This window comes from Flavobacterium sp. TN-1 (assembly GCF_052828645.1).
On the sequence record NZ_CM128253.1, the window covers coordinates 2,277,643 to 2,297,758 of the forward strand.

Annotated in this window: 15 protein-coding genes; 4 read left to right on the forward strand and 11 right to left on the reverse strand. The window is 30.4% G+C overall.

The window, feature by feature from the left end:
* Nucleotides 1-2: 2 nt before the first annotated feature.
* The 6 genes from ACUXZJ_RS10060 to ACUXZJ_RS10085 form a co-directional block, all read right to left on the reverse strand.
* On the reverse strand, nt 3-1,571 hold the full coding sequence (locus tag ACUXZJ_RS10060) for a type I restriction-modification system subunit M (RefSeq protein WP_063743986.1): 1,569 nt from the start codon (nt 1,569-1,571) through the stop codon (nt 3-5).
* Between the two features lie 104 nt (nt 1,572-1,675).
* The gene (locus ACUXZJ_RS10065) at nt 1,676-2,527 is read right to left on the reverse strand and encodes a hypothetical protein (protein ID WP_063743985.1); all 852 of its coding nucleotides are present in this window, start codon (nt 2,525-2,527) and stop codon (nt 1,676-1,678) included.
* A gap of 22 nt (nt 2,528-2,549) precedes the next feature.
* Nucleotides 2,550-2,822: a helix-turn-helix domain-containing protein gene (locus tag ACUXZJ_RS10070; RefSeq protein WP_014164649.1), complete on the reverse strand. Its 273-nt coding sequence runs from the start codon at nt 2,820-2,822 to the stop codon at nt 2,550-2,552.
* A gap of 1 nt (nt 2,823) precedes the next feature.
* A complete protein-coding gene (locus tag ACUXZJ_RS10075) occupies nt 2,824-3,105 on the reverse strand; it encodes a helix-turn-helix domain-containing protein (RefSeq protein ID WP_041253341.1) in 282 nt (93 codons plus the stop codon).
* 109 nt (nt 3,106-3,214) lie between these two features.
* Nucleotides 3,215-4,447 carry a hypothetical protein gene (locus ACUXZJ_RS10080; protein ID WP_063743984.1) on the reverse strand — a complete coding sequence of 411 codons (1,233 nt, stop codon included), beginning with the start codon at nt 4,445-4,447 and terminating at the stop codon, nt 3,215-3,217.
* Nucleotides 4,448-4,484: 37 nt separating this feature from the next.
* Nucleotides 4,485-5,786: a site-specific integrase gene (locus ACUXZJ_RS10085; protein ID WP_063743983.1), complete on the reverse strand. Its 1,302-nt coding sequence runs from the start codon at nt 5,784-5,786 to the stop codon at nt 4,485-4,487.
* 416 nt (nt 5,787-6,202) lie between these two features.
* On the opposite strand from ACUXZJ_RS10085, the gene ACUXZJ_RS10090 reads away from it, so the two are divergent.
* From ACUXZJ_RS10090 to ACUXZJ_RS10105, 4 genes are all read left to right on the forward strand, one after another.
* Nucleotides 6,203-7,750 (forward strand): type I restriction-modification system subunit M, encoded by a 1,548-nt coding sequence (locus ACUXZJ_RS10090; RefSeq protein ID WP_446196290.1) that lies wholly within the window; start codon nt 6,203-6,205, stop codon nt 7,748-7,750.
* Nucleotides 7,747-8,937 carry a restriction endonuclease subunit S gene (locus ACUXZJ_RS10095; protein ID WP_060381988.1) on the forward strand — a complete coding sequence of 397 codons (1,191 nt, stop codon included), beginning with the start codon at nt 7,747-7,749 and terminating at the stop codon, nt 8,935-8,937. The genes ACUXZJ_RS10090 and ACUXZJ_RS10095 overlap by 4 nt, the downstream gene beginning before the upstream one ends.
* Nucleotides 8,938-9,025: 88 nt before the next feature.
* Nucleotides 9,026-9,787: a transposase gene (locus ACUXZJ_RS10100; protein ID WP_060381989.1), complete on the forward strand. Its 762-nt coding sequence runs from the start codon at nt 9,026-9,028 to the stop codon at nt 9,785-9,787.
* 1 nt (nt 9,788) lies between these two features.
* Complete coding sequence (locus tag ACUXZJ_RS10105) at nt 9,789-12,893, forward strand: type I restriction endonuclease subunit R (protein WP_446194870.1); 3,105 nt, start codon at nt 9,789-9,791, stop codon at nt 12,891-12,893.
* 223 nt (nt 12,894-13,116) lie between these two features.
* Here the strand turns inward: ACUXZJ_RS10105 and uvrA are convergent, their stop codons facing one another.
* The 5 genes from uvrA to ACUXZJ_RS10130 form a co-directional block, all read right to left on the reverse strand.
* Nucleotides 13,117-15,924 (reverse strand): excinuclease ABC subunit UvrA, encoded by a 2,808-nt coding sequence (uvrA, locus tag ACUXZJ_RS10110; protein WP_060381991.1) that lies wholly within the window; start codon nt 15,922-15,924, stop codon nt 13,117-13,119.
* A gap of 890 nt (nt 15,925-16,814) precedes the next feature.
* Nucleotides 16,815-17,456 (reverse strand): hypothetical protein, encoded by a 642-nt coding sequence (locus ACUXZJ_RS10115; protein ID WP_060381992.1) that lies wholly within the window; start codon nt 17,454-17,456, stop codon nt 16,815-16,817.
* Between the two features lie 54 nt (nt 17,457-17,510).
* Complete coding sequence (locus ACUXZJ_RS10120; protein WP_060381993.1) at nt 17,511-18,533, reverse strand: hypothetical protein; 1,023 nt, start codon at nt 18,531-18,533, stop codon at nt 17,511-17,513.
* Nucleotides 18,533-19,243 carry an NRDE family protein gene (locus ACUXZJ_RS10125; protein ID WP_060381994.1) on the reverse strand — a complete coding sequence of 237 codons (711 nt, stop codon included), beginning with the start codon at nt 19,241-19,243 and terminating at the stop codon, nt 18,533-18,535. Before ACUXZJ_RS10125 ends, ACUXZJ_RS10120 begins: the two co-directional genes overlap by 1 nt.
* A complete protein-coding gene (locus ACUXZJ_RS10130; RefSeq protein ID WP_060381995.1) occupies nt 19,231-19,719 on the reverse strand; it encodes a hypothetical protein in 489 nt (162 codons plus the stop codon). Before ACUXZJ_RS10130 ends, ACUXZJ_RS10125 begins: the two co-directional genes overlap by 13 nt.
* Between the last annotated feature and the right edge of the window lie 397 nt (nt 19,720-20,116).

Below are 20,116 nucleotides of genomic sequence, written 5' to 3' on the forward strand. Positions count from 1 at the left end.
AATTAAAAAGGCGTTTCAATATTTAATTCTTTACAGAAAGATAGTAATGCTTCATCAGTAGCACTCATTTCCTTTTCCAATTCTTTTAGTTTTTTAGATACTAACGGAATATCAACACTATCCTGTTCTTCAAAAGTATTTACATATCGAGGAATATTAAGATTGTATTCGTTGTCATCTATTTCTTTTAAGGTTGCTAAATGACTGTATCTTTCAATAACTTTTCTTTCTCTATACGTATCAATTATTCTATCAATATCAGATTGTCGCAACATATTTTGAGTACCACGTTCAAAATGTTCAGCAGCATTGATAAATAATATATCGTTTGGGTTTTCTCTACATTTTTTGAAAACCATTATACACGTTGGAATTGGTGTACCATAGAATAAATTAGCCGGCAATCCAATCACAGCATCTAAATAATTACGGTCTTCAATTAAGTATTTACGAATATGTTGTTCAGCACCACCACGAAATAATGCACCGTGTGGCAATACAAGAGCCATTGTGCCGTTATCGGCTAAATGGTGTATCATGTGTTGTACAAAAGCAAAATCGGCTTTGCTACCAGGTGCTAGTTTGCCATATTGCGAAAATCTATCGTCGCTTGTAAATAAAGGATTTGCACTCCATTGAGCAGAAAATGGGGGATTTGCCACAATGGCTTCAAATTGTAGTCCATTGTGTTGTGGATGTTCTAAAGTATCTTCTTGTTTAATATCGAATTTGCGGTAATGTACTCCGTGCAAAATCATATTCATACGTGCTAAGTTGTAAGTAGTTCGGTTCATTTCTTGTCCGTAATAATTACTTACTTCTTTAACTTCTTTTGCCACACGAAGTAAAAGTGAACCCGAACCACACGTTGGGTCATATACTGATTTTAGTTTGCTTTTTCCTGTAGTGACTAATTTAGCCAATACCATACTTACTTCTTGTGGTGTATAAAATTCACCTGCCTTTTTACCTGCACCACTAGCAAATTGCCCTATTAAATATTCGTAGGCATCGCCTAAAACATCCAGTTCAGTGTCTTCTAATTTGAAATCAATCTTGTCTAAATGAGAAAGTACTTTAGCAATAATTTCGTTTCTTGCCTCTGGTGTTTTTCCTAATTTGGTACTGTTTAAATCCATATCCTCAAAGAGATTGTCAAAATCATCTTCGCTTTCTGTACCCATTGTACTTAATTGGATATTGATAAGTATTTTTTGAAGGTCTTCAATAATAAAATTACTTTGACCTTCTACATCACTATTACCACGTTTGGCTACTTCACTAAAAAGTTCATTAGGTTTTAAAAAATAGCCTAAAGTTTCTAATGCTTCTTCGCGAATTGCATCTATGTACTCTGCTCCGTTTTTTGTGTTTTCATTAATGGATTTATATTTGATACCATCGGTTTTTAATATTCCGTTGGCATAAATTTCCATTTTTTCAGCAAGGTATTTATAGAATATGAATCCAAGTATATAATCTCGAAATTCATCGGCATTCATTTTACCTCTAAGGGTGTTGGCAATATTCCAAAGTTGTTGTTCGAGTTGTTTTTTTTGGTCTTCTGACATTTAGTACGGCATTTTATTTAAAAGATGTAAATATATAAAATTGAAAGTATCTATAATAAATAGAAACCATTTAAGAAACTATTTAAAATGTGCAGTTTCCAAGTTTATAGTAGTTGGAATTTGCACACTTTTAGATAATTGATTTTATCTTGCATTATTTTTTTGATATTTATATATAAACTATTTGCCCCTAATTTTTTATAGTATAGTCTCTTTTGATTATTGAATTTATTACGATTACCGTTTTTAAGAATTTCTTCCCAAAAATTAGTGTTGAAAAATTTATCTTCTACTGCTTTAGATTTGTCAAATAATAATACGTTATCCCATTCTTTTAATAATGAATGTATTAGTGAATCATACTGTTTGATTTCTGTGAGATTTTGAAGCGTAAACAATCCAAGACTATTAACAAATTTTGCTTGTTTGGTTTTTACTTCGAATCGAAATGTATTATTACATTGATTTGGAAATTGCACACTTTTGTCATAGGCTTTTACTTGTTTGTAAGCTTCGTTACCAGCTATTTTGTAGTTAAAATGTGTTGTAGGTCGCGTAAATTGTCTTTTTTCGTGATAAATTAAATTTTGTACCAAGTCAACTACAGGAATAATTGGATTTACATTTACACCATATTCTAAATTAATGAGTTTGCATTTGTTCAAATCGAGTTTAAACAGTTCTTTTATTTGCTCTATTGTTTGAATGCAATCATAAATATTGAAATCGTTAGCATTGTGTAAACCATCATTAAAAAAGTAATGCAAAGATCCTTTTATTTCAAGTCTGTTTTGAAATTTTGTAAAATAAAGGTTTTTGTAACTTTTTGTCACTAACTCTTTTATTTCATCGTCAAATCGTTTTTCAGATTTGCCTTGATAAATTAAAAGTTCATTACTCCAAACTTGGTTTATAAGTGCTTCATCATTAATTTTTATTTTGACAAAATCTATCATTACTTAAAAATAAACTTTGCAATTACTTTTTAAATGGTCGATAGTTATCGTCAAGCATCTTATTTATATCCTCAATTTTATAGACAATTTTATTGTTTATCTGACTGTATGCGATTAATCCTTTTTCTCTCCAATTTGATGCAGTGCCTGGACTAATTTTGAATAATCGTTGAAACTCATCATTGTCAATAATAACTTTATCGAATATTTTTTCCTGTTTGTTGGTAACTAATTGCGTTAGTTCCTCCAAACGTTTTTCGATGTTGCTTAAACTTTCTTGAAATGGATGGCTCATATTATTTCTTTTTAGAATTAATACTGATTAAAGCCTGTTCTATTTCTGAACGTTTGTATCTGATGAGATTACCAAGACGGTAAGGATTTAGAATTTTCTTTTTGTTCCAATCGGAAAGTGTAACCAAAGATACTTTTAGTATCTCGGCTGTTTCTTGTCGAGTTAGATACTCTTCTGGTGTAATAGGTTGGAAATTTTGAGCTAAAGATTTAATTTCTGCTCTTACATCAGTTAAGATGCTTTCTTTGAATTCATCTGGAGAAACTCCGAATACTTGTGTCATTTTACTTTGTTCCATCGTGATATAAAATTTATCGTTTGTGATGGAACAAAGCTATTGTGAGGTTTTCTATTTCTTATGGTTGGAGTAACTCCAAAAGGTACTCCAGAGGTTACTCCAAGTTGTTTAAAATTCGTTCTATTTTATCAATATCCTTTTGATGATTGGGTTTTATCTCGTTTGGTTTTAATTCGAGTTTTTCAATCGCAGTCTTTATGTTTTTATCATTTTTCCCAATTAATTGACTAATCAATTTGGCTTTTTTTGTATTGGGTAGGTTTTCAAGCATAGTTGAACTGAATAAACCTAATCTGTCTAAAAGTATTATTGCTTGATTAACTGATAATTGATTTACATTTTCAGTTTCAATGATATTTGTTTCGCTGATAGTCATTTTGGATTTAAAATATTCAATCAATTCATCTGCATAATACTTACAGAAATATAGATAAAAATCATCTTGAATATCATAAGCTAAATCCTTTTCTTTTGAAAACTTTTCCATGTCGTTATAATGACTGTCAATTAAGCCAGTTATAGAACTACTTTGAAAAGTATTATTTAAAATTTCTTCTATTGAAATACTATAATTTTTCAACCACTTTTCTACATAATGTATGTCAGCATTATTATCATAATTACATTTTTCAACTTCATTAATTTTAAATTCTAAATGGTCATTTCTATTAATGTCTTTTTGTTGGAGTTCTAAAAGAGTTTCTGATTTTATTTCCTTGATACAAAGTTGTAAATCTATCATCACGCCAATTGCTGTACTCTTTTTTAGAATTGTATAATCATCAATTAATTCACAAAACTTATCGAAATAGGTGTCTTTATAATTGTTTTCTGATATGTCCAAACTTTCTATTTTACTATTTTTTAAAGGTATGTTGCTTATGCAGAAATCAATAACATAGTTTGCATATATTTTACTGAAGTATTTATTGAATTCATCTTGAATATTGAAAAGAAGTTGTTTTTCTAGACCATTTTCAAATCCATCATACTTATTATAATCTGCGTTTAACTTATTGTAAATGGCTTCGTGAGTAATATGATCATTTAGTATTTTATCTAATGAAATATCATATTTTACCAACCATTTTTTTAAATTATTTTCGGAATAATTTATATCAAAAGTTGAATTTGTAATTTCATTTATAACATATTTTAAGTATTCCTCTTTTTTATTGTTCTCATAACTAAGACAATTCAATAGAATTTCTGATTTTATTGAAGGTAAATAATGTTTTAATTCTACTAGTAAAGCATATGAAGAAAAGTCTTCAAAAACTTCTTTTTTTAATAACACACAATATTTATCTAAAATATCTCTAATCATATGGAAGAAATTATTTCTAAATATATTAAACTTTGAACTACTTTATTACTTTCATTTTTTTCTCCTCAATATTTTGCTCTTCATTTTGTTTGTTCCAATAGTCTTTTAATTTTTCAGCTTTTTCTGTATTTGTAATTTTGATGTATTTCAAAAACTGTGTTTCGGTTTGGTGTCCCGTAACTCCCATAATGGTAAGATTGTCTAATTTTCCATATAAATTAGTAGCAAAGGAACGACGACAAATGTGTGATGATACTAATTCCCATTTTTCGAAAATTCCTTCTTCTTTACGCTTGGTATCTTTGTTTATTTTTGAACCTTGTGTTAACTCTTTAAATCCAGCAACTTTACACAACTCTTTAACGTGTTCATTAAATTTTTGGTCTGAAATAGCTCTTGGGAAACCGTTTCTTTTTTCTAAAATTGCCTTTACTTGTTGGTGTAATGGTATCGTAACTGTTTGCCCTGTTTTTTGTGTTTCAATTTCAATGTACCCGTTTTTGATGTTGGCATCTTTTAATCTTAAAAAATCTGAAATTCTCAAACCTGTACGCAATCCAATGATAAATAAATCTCTTGTGTTTTCCAGCCTTTCTACTCCTTTAAAATCGTGATTGAAAATTGTGTCGATTTCTTCATCTTTAAGATAGATACTGTCAGCTGTAATTTTCGGAACAAAAAAGTTAGGATGTTCGATGTGTGGATGCACTGGTAAACCTTTTAATTTAGCATCTCTAGCAATAGTTTTTACAGTTCCGATATAGTTACCGATTGTTCCTAAATTTATCTTTTGTTCTTGAGATAAGAAGTTTATAAATCTATCATAGAAAGTCAAATCTAAATCGGTAAATTTTAGCTTCGTTTTAAAGCGTTCTTCGTACTCTTTTAGCTTGTTGAGTGTAGTGTTATACTTTACGATGGTTCCTTTAGCAATTGGCTTATTTTTACCTTTAATTATTCTTGTTGGAGCTTGTTTGATAAAAGTATCTATAAATGGGATAAAAAATATTTGATCAATGGCTGTTTCGTCAATGGGTCTATTAAAGAAGTTTGCAATCTTTTTTCTTAACCAATGCTTGTCTATAAATTCTCCTTTACTATTATCGGAATTGAATTCATCAAAAATGAATTTTTCAAGCTCAGACAATTTTTGATTGACTTCATCTTTTGTAGTGTCATCAGCAGTAAGTTTTACTTTTTGCTTTGCTGAACTCCATTTTTTCGGCTCTACTTTTAAATCGGTTGAAGCTGTTAAATCAAATTTTCTACCATTTTTGAAACGTAAAAGTATATTTGTTGTGTTTTTTTCTCCTTTTATGAGGTAGTTAATAGTTGCCATTGGTACGGAATTATTAGTAATTTCAATACTTTAAAGATACAAAATTATCCCCACATAATCCCCACATTGACTATATTTATATATATTTTGCTTAATTTTATTTAACTGCAATATATTAAAAAACCCTTATTTTATAAGGGTTAAGATTGTTTTTGATAAGTTTTGATATATATAGAAAAGGTGGGTGTTTGTTCCTCTTTCTCCGCAGCTTTAAAACCCTAACCCTTGTAAATAAAGGAGTTAGGGTTTTTTGTTTAATAAATATTCCTAACTTTTGTTCTTGATCAAAAAAAATCACTATAAAGTGTGATTTTTTTGTTATTTCAAAACACTATATTTGGAGATTATCTAATTAACTTTAACAAATAAAATTCTTTCTAAAAATTTAGTGCATTTAGAATTTACAACTTAAAATGATGACAAGCACCATTCAAAAACAAGAATTACAAAATAAAATATGGAAAATCGCTAACGAGGTACGTGGTGCCGTTGATGGTTGGGATTTCAAACAATTCGTTCTGGGCGCATTATTCTATCGCTTTATTAGTGAAAACTTCAAAAATTACATCGAAGCTGGTGATGATAGCATTAACTACGCCAACTTATCGGACAGCATTATTACGCCCGAAATTAAAGACGATGCCATTAAAACGAAGGGGTATTTTATTTATCCAAGTCAGCTTTTTGAAAACTTGGCTAAAACTGCCAATACAAACTCCAATCTGAATACCGACTTAAAAGCGATTTTCGATGCTATTGAAAGTTCGGCAAATGGCTATCCTTCAGAACAAGATATCAAAGGTTTGTTTGCCGATTTTGATACCACAAGTACCCGTTTAGGAAATACAGTTGAAAACAAAAACACGCGTTTAGCTGCTGTTCTAAAAGGAGTTGAAGAATTAAACTTTGGTAATTTCGAAGACAATCAAATTGACCTTTTTGGTGACGCTTATGAGTTTTTAATAGGTAATTATGCTGCCAATGCAGGTAAATCGGGAGGTGAATTTTTTACCCCACAAACGGTATCGAAACTGATTGCACAATTAGCCATGCACAAGCAAACCACGGTGAATAAAATTTATGACCCAGCTGCCGGTTCAGGCTCTTTATTATTGCAAGCTAAAAAACACTTTGATAGTCATATTATAGAAGAAGGATTCTTCGGGCAGGAAATCAATCATACGACTTACAACCTAGCGCGTATGAATATGTTTTTGCATAACATCAACTACGATAAGTTCAACATTGCTTTAGGGAATACCTTGTTAGACCCCCATTTTTTAGATGACAAACCGTTTGATGCCATTGTATCTAATCCACCGTACTCAGTAAATTGGATTGGTTCTGACGACCCTACCTTGATTAACGACGACCGTTTTGCGCCAGCAGGCGTATTGGCACCAAAATCAAAAGCCGATTTTGCCTTTGTCTTGCATTGCTTAAGTTATTTATCAGGTAAAGGACGAGCGGCTTTGGTTTGTTTCCCTGGTATCTTTTACCGTGGCGGTGCCGAACAAAAAATTAGAAAATATTTAGTAGATAACAATTTTGTTGAATCTGTAATTGCTTTAGCACCCAACCTTTTTTATGGTACTTCTATAGCCGTAAATATTTTGGTACTCTCTAAAAGCAAAACTGAAACCAAAACCCAATTTATAGATGCTACGGGCGAAAATTTCTTTAAAAAAGTAACCAACAATAATGAGCTGACTAACGAACATATTGATAAAATTATGGATATGTTTGATAGCAAAGAAGAAGTACCTCATATAGCAACTACCATCGACAATGCTAAAATTGCCGATAACGACTATAACTTATCTGTGAGTTCGTATGTGGAAGCTAAAGATAATCGTGAGAAAATAGATATTAAGGAACTCAACCAACAAGTTGCCAAAACCGTAGTAAAAATAAACCAACTTCGTGCCGATATTGATAACATCATTAAAGAGATTGAAGCATGAGTTTCTTAGATAAATTATTAGACCTGTCTGCCGAACAGGCAGGAGGTGTGGAAGTGGAATGGAAATCTTTAGGAGAAATTTGTGAGATTAAGACAGGGAAAGGTATAACTAAAAATGATAGTTCAGATTCTGCTCCATATCCAATTATAAGTGGAGGAAAAGAGCCAATGGGCTACTTTGAGAAATTTAATAGAGTTGAAAATACTGTTACAATTTCACGTGTTGGAGCTAACGCAGGTTATGTTAGTTATTTAGAAAGTAAATTCTACTTAAATGACAAATGTTTTTCAGTTCTACCTCTTGAGGAGTACAAGACTAAAATTGATAGTAAATTTTTATTTTATATCCTTAAAGCAAAAGAGAAGAGTATTACGGAATTGCAAAGCGAAGGAGGAGTGCCAACAATCAATACAACTAAGGTCGGTGGTATTCAAATCCCCATCCCATCACTCGAAATTCAACAAAAAATAGTTGGAATTCTTGATACCTTCACCGAACTTACAGCAGAACTTACAGCAGAACTTACAGCAGAACTTACAGCACGTAAACAGCAGTATAGTTATTATCGTGAGCAGTTGTTGCGTTTTGATGATAGTGTAGAATGGAAAACGATGGGAGATGTTATTTTACCAACTTCAAATATTCGCTGGAGAGATACAAATAAATCTTATCGATATATTGATTTGACGTCTGTTTGTCGCGAGAAAAATACGATTATCGAAACAACCGAAATCAACACTAATAATGCACCAAGTAGAGCTCAAAAGTTGATTTTAAAAAATGATGTTATTTTTGCTACTACTAGACCAACTCAACAGCGCCTTTGTTTGATTACAGAAGAATATTCAGGTGAAATAGCAAGTACTGGATATTGCATTTTAAGAGCTGACACAAATCATATTCTCTCAAAATGGATTTATTATTGGATTACTTCTAGTGAGTTCAAAAAATATGTTGAGGAGAATCAAAGTGGTTCTGCTTATCCTGCTATTTCAGATACTAAGGTAAAAGAATTTAAAATCCCTGTTCCATCAATTGAAGAACAAGAGCGCATCGTTTCCATATTAGATAAATTTGACGTGCTTACCACTTCCATAAGCGAAGGTTTACCAAAAGAGATAGAATTGAGACAAAAACAATATGAATATTATAGAAATCAGTTATTATCGTTTTCAGCATCACGATAGGGGCGAATTGCAATTCGCCCCGACAATTCGCCCCGACAATTTGCCCCGACAATTTGCCCCGACGACGATAAAAAATAAAATAAAATAAATGAAATACAATCCAAATATTCATCATCGTCAATCTATCCGATTAAAAGGATACGATTATTCGCAGGCAGGATTGTATTTTATAACTCTTTGCTGTGAGGATAGAGCCCCTCTATTTGGGCACATTGAAAATGGCAAAATGATTTTAAATTCATTTGGAGAAATTGCCTTGACAGAATGGTATCATACAGAGCAGGTACGTGATAATTGCGTGATTCATGAATCTGTAGTAATGCCCAATCACATGCACGGCATTATAGAAATTACCCAAAAAAAAGGAACAGAAGATGAAATTGGAAAATTTCAATCGCCATCCCAAACTATCGGCTCAATAATTAGAGGCTATAAAATAGCCACCATAAAAAAGATTAAGGATTTAATATTAGAAAATAATAAAGATATTATTAGCACGGGCGAATTGAATTCCGCCCCAAATAAAGGCGAATTGAATTCCGCTTCAAATATAGGCGAATTGGATTTCGCCCCAAATAAAGGCGAATTGGATTTCGCCTCAAATAAAGGCGAATTGGATTTCGCCTCAAATAAAGGCGAATTGGATTTCGCCCTGAGTACGGGCGAATTGCAATTCGCCCCAACCGCCCCAACCGCCCCAACCGCGGAAATAATTAAATCTTTAGATTTTAAAATCTGGCAACGCAATTATTGGGAACACATCATCCGTAACGAAAACGCTTACCATCGAATTTCTAATTATATTATAAACAACCCACAAAAATGGGAAAACGATAAACTAAAAAAATAAAATGTCAAACTACAAAACCATCGCCGAATCCAACAATTTTATTGTTTTAGATAAATATACTAAACATTCCGCATTTAACGATTCACCGTCTACGTATCAAACCGAAGCCGCTTTGGAAAAGGAATTTATCCAAGATTTAATCAATCAAGGATATGAAAATGCTTTCGATATTAAATCAATAGAATCCATGTTAGCTAATGTACGGGTACAACTACAGGCATTAAACAACATGGAGTTCACCAATAGCGAATGGGCACGTTTTGTAGAAGAATATTTAGACAAACCAAGCGATAACTTAGTAGATAAAACAAGAAAAATACACGATAATTATATTCACGATTTTGTATTTGATAGTGGTCGTATTCAAAACATCTATTTAGTAGATAAAAAGAATATTACCCGTAATAAAGTGCAGGTCATTTCTCAATTTGAACAAAAAGGAACCCACGCCAACCGTTACGATGTTACCATATTAGTAAATGGGTTGCCTTTGGTACAAGTGGAACTTAAAAAACGTGGAGTGGCTATACGTGAAGCCTTCAATCAGGTACACCGTTATTCAAAAGAGAGTTTCAATACTACCAATTCCCTTTTTAAATACTTACAACTATTTGTTATTTCTAACGGTACCTATACCCGATATTTTGCCAACACTACGAAACGCAATAAAAACAGTTTCGACTTTACTATGGAATGGGCAAAAGCCGATAATACCTTAATTAAAGACTTAAAAGATTTTACGGCTACCTTCTTTCAAAAAAATACGCTTTTACATGTATTGTTAACCTATTCGGTTTTTGATACAAGTGATACCTTGTTAGTTATGCGTCCTTACCAAATAGCAGCTACCGAAAGAATGTTATGGAAAATAGAAAGTTCTTTTAACGCTAAAAATTGGTCTAATGTAGAGAGCGGTGGGTACATTTGGCATACCACAGGTTCAGGAAAAACCCTAACCAGTTTTAAAGCCGCACGTTTAGCTACCCAACTGGATTTTATAGACAAAGTATTCTTTGTGGTCGATCGAAAAGATTTAGATTTTCAAACCATGAAAGAATACCAACGCTTTTCGCCTGATAGTGTAAATGGCTCTGATAGTACGGCTGGTTTAAAACGCAACTTAGAGAAAGATGATAATAAGATTATTGTTACCACCATTCAAAAGTTAAATAACTTGATGAAAACTGAAAGTGATTTGGCTATTTATCAAAAGCAAGTGGTGTTTATTTTTGATGAAGCACATCGCTCACAATTTGGCGAAGCACAAAAAAACCTAAATAAAAAGTTTAAAAAATTCTACCAATTTGGTTTTACAGGAACGCCTATTTTTCCGCAAAACGCTTTAGGTGCAGAAACTACGGCAAGTGTTTTTGGTCGTGAGTTACATTCCTATGTGATTACAGATGCCATTAGAGATGAAAAAGTACTAAAGTTCAAAGTAGATTATAATAATGTCCGCCCGCAATTTAAAAATATCGAAGCAGAACAAGACGAAAAAAAATTAACCGCTGCCGAAAACAATACCGCTTTACTGCACCCGAAGCGTATTAAAGAAATTTCGCAATACATTTTACAAAATTTCAGACAAAAAACACACAGAACAAAAGGAGGCAACGCTGGGTTTAACGCAATGTTTGCCGTAAGTAGTGTGGATGCGGCTAAATGTTATTACGAGGAATTAAATAACCTACAAAAAGACAGCGAAAAACCGCTTAAAATAGCAACCATTTTTTCTTTTGCAGCAAACGAAGAGCAAAATTCCATCGGAGAGATTTTAGATGAAACATTTGAGCCAACTGCATTAGATTTGAGTGCAAAAGAGTTTTTAACAAAAGCCATCAACGATTATAATGCAATGTTTAAAATGAATTTTAACATTGAAAGTGGATTCCAAGAATATTATCGTGACCTAGCAAAACGCGTAAAAAGTAAAGAAATCGACTTGATTATTGTAGTCGGAATGTTTCTTACCGGTTTTGATGCGCCAACCTTGAATACCTTGTTTGTAGATAAGAATTTACGTTATCATGGGTTAATGCAAGCCTTTTCACGAACGAATAGAATTTACGATGCAACCAAAACTTTTGGAAATATTGTAACGTTCCGAGATTTAGAACAAGCTACCATTGATGCTATTACTTTATTTGGAGATAAAAACACCAAAAATGTAGTGCTTGAAAAAAGCTATAAAGAATATTTAGAAGGTTTTACAGATATTGTTACAGGTAAAGCACGTAGAGGATTTAAGGATGTAGTGAATGAGTTAAATGAAAAGTTTCCAAATCCAGATGAAATAGTTACCGAAAAAGACAAAAAAGAGTTTGCAAAACTTTTCGGAGAATACTTACGTGTTGAGAATATTTTACAGAATTACGATGAATTTACTCATCTAAAAGCTTTACAGGATATTGATATAAATGATAGTGAAGCAATCGAAGCTTTTAAGGAAACTTACTTTGTATCTGATGAAGATATTGCCGTAATGCAAGAAATAAGTGTATTGCCAGAAAGAACCGTTCAGGATTATCGTTCCACCTATAATGACATTCGCGATTGGTTACGTCGTGAGAAAAACGGTAAGGAAGCGGAAGAATCAAAAATTGATTGGGATGATGTAGTATTTGAAATTGATTTATTAAAATCACAAGAAATTAACCTAGATTATATTCTGGAATTAATTTTTGAGCACAATAAAAAGTCCAAAGATAAAGCTGCGTTAATAGAAGAAGTTCGTCGAGTTATTCGTGCTAGTATTGGCAATAGAGCAAAAGAAAGTTTAGTAGTTGATTTTATTAACGAAACAGAATTAGACGCCATCGAAGAAAAAGCAAATATTATCGATTCATTCTTTAAATATGCACAACAAAAACAAAAGATAGAAGCAAAAGAGTTAATTGAAGAAGAGAATTTAAATGAAGAAGCCACAAAAAGATACATCACGGCATCATTAAAACGTGAATTTGCAAGTGAAAACGGCACAGAACTCAATGCCATTTTACCAAAAATGAGTCCTTTAAATCCTTTATACCTCACAAAAAAACAAATTGTATTTCAAAAAATAAGTGCATTTGTGGAGAAGTTTAAAGGGGTAGGTGGAAATTTATAAAGAAACTATCTTACCAAAGTGTGTAAGTTAATTAACTTTTAAATAAGAATGATACGTTTTTTTGCCTGTTCAATTCGTTCAAATCTCTTTTAGATGATAGAGGAGATTGAACGAAGTTAAACGGCGAGATTGTGTATTTTGATACACACTTTATAAAAACAAAACGAACCAATTAAATTTAAATCAAATTCTTGGTTTTTGACTTTACAAATAGCGTGCCAATTTATAATTTACTTTTTAGGTAATATCCTGTAATTGATTTTTTTTCTTTTGTTATTTGTTCAGGTGTACCAAAAGCTAGTAATTGTCCTCCATTTTCTCCACCTTCAGGACCTAAATCTATAATATAGTCAGCACATTTAATCATATCAAGATTGTGTTCGATAACTAAAATAGAATGTCCTTTTTCTATTAAGGCATCAAAAGATTTTAATAATTTTTTAATATCATGAAAATGAAGACCTGTTGTAGGTTCGTCAAAAATAAAAAGAGCTTTATCTTTTGTAGTTCCTTTAACTAAAAAAGAAGCAAGCTTAATTCGTTGTGCTTCGCCTCCAGATAGAGTGGAAGAAGATTGACCTAATTGTACATAACCTAGTCCAACATCTTGTAGAGGTTGTAGTTTTTGAATGATTTTATTTTGATTGTTTGTTTTAAAGAAAGCTAAGGCATCGTCTATAGTTAAGTTGAGGATGTCATCTATATTTTTACCTTCAAATTGTATTTCTAAAATTTCTTTTTTAAAACGTTTTCCGTTACAAGTTTCACAAGGTAATGAAACATCTGCCATGAAAACCATTTCGACATTGATTGTTCCTTCTCCTTTGCAACTTTCACATCTACCTCCATCTACATTAAAAGAAAAATGTTTAGGTTGGTATCCTCTTAGTTTTGAAACTTTTTCTTTAGCAAATAAATCACGAATATCATCGTATGCTTTTATATATGTAACGGGATTGGATCGAGAACTACGACCTATAGGGTTTTGGTCTACATATTCTACATGTTTAATATGAGAATAGTTGCCAGATATTTCGGTAAATTGACCTGGTTTTTCGCTTACACTTTCCAATTGTTTTTGTAGGGCGGGATATAGTATTTTTTTTACTAATGTGCTTTTACCGGATCCTGATACACCTGTAATGATGGTTAGTACATCTAGAGGAATAGTGACATCAATATTTTGTAAATTGTTTTCTCTAGCTCCAATAATATCTATATGATTTTTAAATTTTCTTCTTTTTTTAGGAACGTCTATAGTGCGTTTTCCATTTAAATATTGGGAAGTAAGAGAGTTAGATTTTAGTATTTCTTCATACGTGCCTTGTGCTACTAAGTTTCCTCCGTAGGTACCTGCTTCGGGACCAATATCTATGATCATATCAGCTGATTTCATAATATCCTCATCATGTTCTACTACTATTACGGTATTGCCTAAATCGCGTAATGATTCTAGTACTTTATTTAGTTTTTCAGTGTCTTTAGGATGTAATCCTATACTAGGTTCATCTAGTATATACATAGAACCTACTAAACTGCTTCCTAGTGATGTAGCTAAGTTGATACGTTGTGATTCGCCGCCTGAAAGAGTAGCAGAATTTCTATTTAAAGTCAGATAATCTAGACCTACATTTTCTAAGAAAGCTAATCTATTATTGATTTCTATAAGTAATCGTTTGGCTACTTTTGCATCGTATTCTGATAATGTTAGGTCGTTAAAAAAAGGGATTAATTTACGGATGGGCAAATCTACAAGTTCTGGTAATGTCTTGTGATTAATTTTTACATAACTAGCCTCAGGTCTTAATCGTTTTCCTTTGCATATTGAACATTTTGTTTTGCCTCTATAGCGTGATAGCAAAACACGATTTTGAATTTTATAGTTTTTTTCTTCTAATTCTTTAAAAAAAGAAGTAAGTCCTTCAAAGTATTGATTCCCTTCCCAAATTAACTGTTTTTGTGATTCTTCTAGCTGAAAATAGGGTTTATGAATAGGGAAATCAAATTTATGCGAATTATTTACTAATTGATCGCGGTACCAACTCATGCTTTCGCCTTTCCATGGTGCTATGCAGTTTTCATACACAGATAATGCCGTATTAGGGATTACGAGATCTTGATCTATTCCTATTATATTTCCATATCCTTCGCAGGTAGGACAGGCCCCATAAGGATTGTTGAAGCTAAATAGATGAACGTTAGGTTCTAAAAAAGAAAGACCATCTAATTCAAAATTAGCACTAAAAATTATTTTTTCAGTAGTATTAAGCTCTTGTAAATAACAAAATCCTTTGCCTTCATAAAAAGCTGTTTGAATAGCATCGGCTAACCGATTGTAAAAATCTTCTTCGTGTTTTACAACTAAACGATCTATAATTAATAAAATTTCCTTGTCTTTATAAATATCTTTTGAGTGTAATTCTTGGGAATCAGTAAATTCATCTAGACGAATGGTTTCATTATTAATTAATATTCTACTGAAACCTTGTTGTAAGAGAATTTTTAATTTGTTTTCTAATGTTCTTCCTTTTTCTAAATGTATTGGAGATAAAAGTAAGTAGCGTTTTCCTTCTTCTAGTTTTTGGACGTGTTCTATTACATCAGTTACTGTGTGTTTTTTGACTTCTAAACCAGAAATAGGAGAGTAGGTTTTACCTATTCGAGCAAATAGTAGTTTTAGGTAATCATAAATTTCGGTAGAAGTACCTACTGTAGATCTTGCGTTTGTAGTATTTACTTTTTGTTCTATTGCTACAGCTGGTGCAATTCCTTTAATATAATCAACTTTTGGTTTGTCAAGCCTACCTAAAAATTGTCGTGCATAACTAGAAAGACTTTCTACATATCTGCGTTGACCTTCTGCATATAATGTATCAAATGCTAAACTTGATTTTCCAGAGCCTGATAATCCTGTGATAACAATTAGTTTATTTCTGGGAATTGCAACATCTAAATTTTTTAGATTATGAATCTGTGCTCCTTTTATAAGTATATTTTTTTTGGGGTCTAGAGTATGAATATCTTGTATCATTTTAAGCAAAACCAATTTTTACAAAGGTAAAGAAATATAATTTCAAAATAAGAGCTATAGATTTTCATTTTACAGACTTTTTAAAATAATATGTAGAGTTTTATGGGTTTTATATTTTTTAACGAAATAATTAAAATTTTAAATTAAATAAACCCTTTTATATAATTGAAAAATAAATATTTAAAATAGATAAAGAAAAATTTAAATTAACTGATTTAAATGATAATAAAGAAAGTATTATACCATTTAAACTTTGAAACTTCCTCATAATACTATTTTTTTAACCTTAAGACTGTCCAAAAAGTTCGCAATCTTTCATTTCGACCAAAGGGAGAAATCACATAACGCTGATTATGAGATTCCTCCTTATATAGGAGTGACAAACTGCATGCTGATTTAGACACTATCCTACAAAAGCAATAAAAATTAGTGTTGGTTCTCGATGTGCTTCGCGCTCAAACTAACGATGATTTCAATTATATACTCAACCCTTTGTTCGAGTTGTTTTAAAAATGAAAAAAACAGATAAAGAATTTTACTTTTTAATCCATTATATTTTAAGTTTAAATGGTATTATATACTGTAATATTGTGTAAAATATGCCTACTAATAAAAATTGTTTATTAAACAAATTATGATTTAATTTATTAATTTAATTAATATGTTATAAAATAGATTATATCAATTCTATACGTTTTTTATCTTTACCTTTAAAATTAATAGTTTATAGATTACTTCTTGGATATAAGTAAATAATTGGAGGGTGTCTGAAAAATTAAAACTTTCAACGTTTAGTCTATTATTTTGACTATAAGAGAAATCATATTATCAGATAACATAAATATTAAAAAGAAGAATGTAATAATATATAATACTTGTATAAGGAATGTTTAGTTTTTAGAAATGTACCTGTTTTTTATTAGGATAAAACTCTGCCAAATGGCTAAAGAAATAAAAAAAACAGAGATGTATTTTTGAAGTGGTAATTGAATATAGTTTGTAGTTTTATCTAAAAAAATAATTAAGCTAAGCATACCAGTATAAGTTCCTACTACAGCTCCAAAAGTGTATAAAAGAAGTCCGTTTTGTGAAGGAATTATATATTTTTCGTTTAGGATATATACATTCCAACTCAACCAAAATGGAATTTGGGAAAAGTTAAGACCACTAAATAGCATCCCTGTACAAAGAGGATGTTCTAGTATTTGTTTTAAAATAAAAACTTGATTGTTTGTTTTTTCTAAATCAACGGGTTGTTTAGCTAAATAGGAGAGAAGTAATAAGAAAAGTATACTGAATAAAGAAATTTTTGTTTTTAATTTAGGATTTAAATTAATTCTAGAAATACCTTTAGCTGTAAAATAAATTATAAAACTTTCTATAAGCACTACACCTAGTAAATAAACTAGGGTAGAAAACAGGTTGCTTTTTTTATAATAATGTAAACCTATTATGTTTAAATAACCAAGTGGTATAGAACCTATAAAGCTAATAGTAAAACCTACTACTATATTTTTTATTTTTAAATTCAATAGTATAAAATTTATTCTGTCTTAAGTTATATTTATAATTTTTTTAAATTATGATTAAATTTGAGTAAGCTTATAAAAATGTTCTTGATGCTTACGATATTCATTCATGCCTTCTTTATGGTTAAGATAAGGAACTCCTTTTATATGATTTTGTTGACTAATTTTAAACATATAACGAACGTGTCGAGCTATTTCTTTCCAAGCAAAGAAGATAGAATGATTAGGATCGTAAATATGGGTAGGTTCACTTGCAGAGCCGTTTAATTCTACAATCATAAAATTTTTTCCATTTTCTAACTCTTCCCAAGTATTATACATTAAGTCCATGCGACCATAATAAAAACCATTTATTTGTTGACACATATTGTCGATTACTTGTGTTAGTCTTTCGGAAATTTTGTAGCTGATATCAACAAATTTTGTTCCTCTAGAATGATTACCAAAAGGGACAAGATTATAGGTTTTTCCTTTGGGTAAAATAGTATGAATTTTTGAGCCTAATTCTTTTCGTAAGACATTTAGCTGTAATTCATAACGCGGATTTAGTTTGATGAGGTTTTCAATAGTGTTTTTTCCGTCGCCTGTTATAATCATAAACTCTTTTGATACGATTCCTGTAATACGACCTTGTTTTTCGTTCGGAAAACGAACATAAAAGATCCCAATTTCGTTAGAAAAAGGAATTAATTCTTGAAGGAGGTAATTAAAATTAACATTTTTATGGTATTTTTTTAAATCTTCCAAAGAATAAATTCGTCTTACAGCACTTCCTCGTAAACCAATGTCAGGTTTTGCAATAAAAGGAAAAACAAGCGAATGTGTTGAAACCTGTTCAATAGAATCTTTGTAATTTATTAAATATGTTTTAGGATAGTACTGCTGTGGGATTAAATGATATATATCATTCTTACTTTCATTAAAAAAACCTCCATTTTTAATGGTTGGATTTACGGTATTAAAGAAGAATAAAGTACGAGAACGGATAGCATAATAGATCCATAAAAAATAAATAGGTATATAAAGAATCTGAAAGGGCCAATATTCCCAATGTGTTAGTTTATGTATGAAAAGTTTCATTATAACATTAAAAAAGAGTTCTCGTAAATTTCTTCAGTAATCAAATCTTTGTAATTAAAAATCATTTTATTTTGATTTATAATCGTTTGAGTAATACTTTGTGTAATGAAAGTATCATTTCGGTTAATGACCAATCCATTTTCTTTATCATCTGAATTTGTATGTTGATGAAAATAGGCTATATCTTTAGCATAAATTATATCCTTATTTTGGATAAATGTGTTAAATAATGATTCTCTTTCTTTTCTTATAAGATTAGAATACAGTGTAGAAGAAGACCATATATATTTTCCTTGAGGATTTAATTTTAAAGTATTTTTTGCAGTACCATCCCAACGTAGTTGATAGAGTTGTTTATGAGTATAAACAATTAATGTAAAAGGTTCTATATCAGTTAGGTTTATTTCTAACCATTTATTTATACAATGACCGCTATCAAAAATTTCAAGCAAAATTAAACCCCTACTTTTTCGGTAATTTTCTTTAGGAATGTGTTTTTCAGATGCACCATTTAGTAAAACAATTATATTTCCCTTATCATCTAATACATACCAAGTGCCACCTGCTTTTGAGTCTTTTGGGAAAAACATTTTTTTTTGCTGACCCATATAAGATTTTGGAACTAATGCTTTAGGGCGACCCATTTTTTCATCTCTATTAGAAGTAATGATGATCGTGTTATTGCTAAAAACGTAACTTACTGTGCACATATTTTTCGAAATTCAATAGTAGATGGAGCAATACCAAATGTTTCTGAAATTTGTATATAATTAAAATTTAATAAAGCAACTTTTATTAGAGCTTGATGATGAATACAATGTTCTAAATTATAAAGCACTTCTCTAAAATAATTCGTTTCTATAAAAGTTGGAATACCAGAAATAAAATGCTCTATTATCAATTTTTTATTTTCTTTTTCTATTTCATTAATAATTAAATCAATAGCTGAAATAGCACACTTTTTTACAGTTTGTATACTAACATCTCGTTCTCTAGTATCATAATTAATTATATTATTATCATATCCTTTTAAAAGAGCTTGATATAATTCAATAATATGTCGAATATGTTCCCCTATTGTAGCGTTACTTAAAGAAGAAATAGGAATAATAAAATCACAATCATTTAATTGTATCATAATTTCTTTTAGCTCAATAAGCCTATTTTTAACTGAAGTAAAATTCATAAAAACGTCTTTTTAAATTGATTAAAGTCTTTTTTGAAATCTATTTTATATAAAATAGAGAAGTAAACATTTATTGTAAAAGAAATATAATTTAGGCTAGTAATAAATTTATAAAATGCTATTCAAAATAGTATAATTGGTAAAATTAATTTTATATCTTAAAGGAATAAATGTTCTTAGAGAATAGTAGAGAAAGGAATAATAATTAGTCATAATTTTTATTATAGCAAGAATTTTTATTACTACATTACTATAAAATCTTGTTTTTGATAGACTAAATTAAATGATTGAATGATATAAGGGATTTTTAAAAATATTCCTTTCTCCACTAAAGATATATTACATTGAAAATTTTATTTAAATAGATACTTGATCGTATTTATTATACCATTTAAAC

Coding starts and splice junctions, on each gene's coding strand:
- ACUXZJ_RS10060 (WP_063743986.1), bottom strand. CDS start 1,571: ATGTCAGAAGACCAAAAAAAACAACTCGAACAACAACTTTGGAATATT.
- ACUXZJ_RS10065 (WP_063743985.1), bottom strand. CDS start 2,527: ATGATAGATTTTGTCAAAATAAAAATTAATGATGAAGCACTTATAAAC.
- ACUXZJ_RS10070 (WP_014164649.1), bottom strand. CDS start 2,822: ATGAGCCATCCATTTCAAGAAAGTTTAAGCAACATCGAAAAACGTTTG.
- ACUXZJ_RS10075 (WP_041253341.1), bottom strand. CDS start 3,105: ATGACACAAGTATTCGGAGTTTCTCCAGATGAATTCAAAGAAAGCATC.
- ACUXZJ_RS10080 (WP_063743984.1), bottom strand. CDS start 4,447: ATGATTAGAGATATTTTAGATAAATATTGTGTGTTATTAAAAAAAGAA.
- ACUXZJ_RS10085 (WP_063743983.1), bottom strand. CDS start 5,786: ATGGCAACTATTAACTACCTCATAAAAGGAGAAAAAAACACAACAAAT.
- ACUXZJ_RS10090 (WP_446196290.1), top strand. CDS start 6,203: ATGACAAGCACCATTCAAAAACAAGAATTACAAAATAAAATATGGAAA.
- ACUXZJ_RS10095 (WP_060381988.1), top strand. CDS start 7,747: ATGAGTTTCTTAGATAAATTATTAGACCTGTCTGCCGAACAGGCAGGA.
- ACUXZJ_RS10100 (WP_060381989.1), top strand. CDS start 9,026: ATGAAATACAATCCAAATATTCATCATCGTCAATCTATCCGATTAAAA.
- ACUXZJ_RS10105 (WP_446194870.1), top strand. CDS start 9,789: ATGTCAAACTACAAAACCATCGCCGAATCCAACAATTTTATTGTTTTA.
- uvrA (WP_060381991.1), bottom strand. CDS start 15,924: ATGATACAAGATATTCATACTCTAGACCCCAAAAAAAATATACTTATA.
- ACUXZJ_RS10120 (WP_060381993.1), bottom strand. CDS start 18,533: ATGAAACTTTTCATACATAAACTAACACATTGGGAATATTGGCCCTTT.
- ACUXZJ_RS10125 (WP_060381994.1), bottom strand. CDS start 19,243: ATGTGCACAGTAAGTTACGTTTTTAGCAATAACACGATCATCATTACT.
- ACUXZJ_RS10130 (WP_060381995.1), bottom strand. CDS start 19,719: ATGAATTTTACTTCAGTTAAAAATAGGCTTATTGAGCTAAAAGAAATT.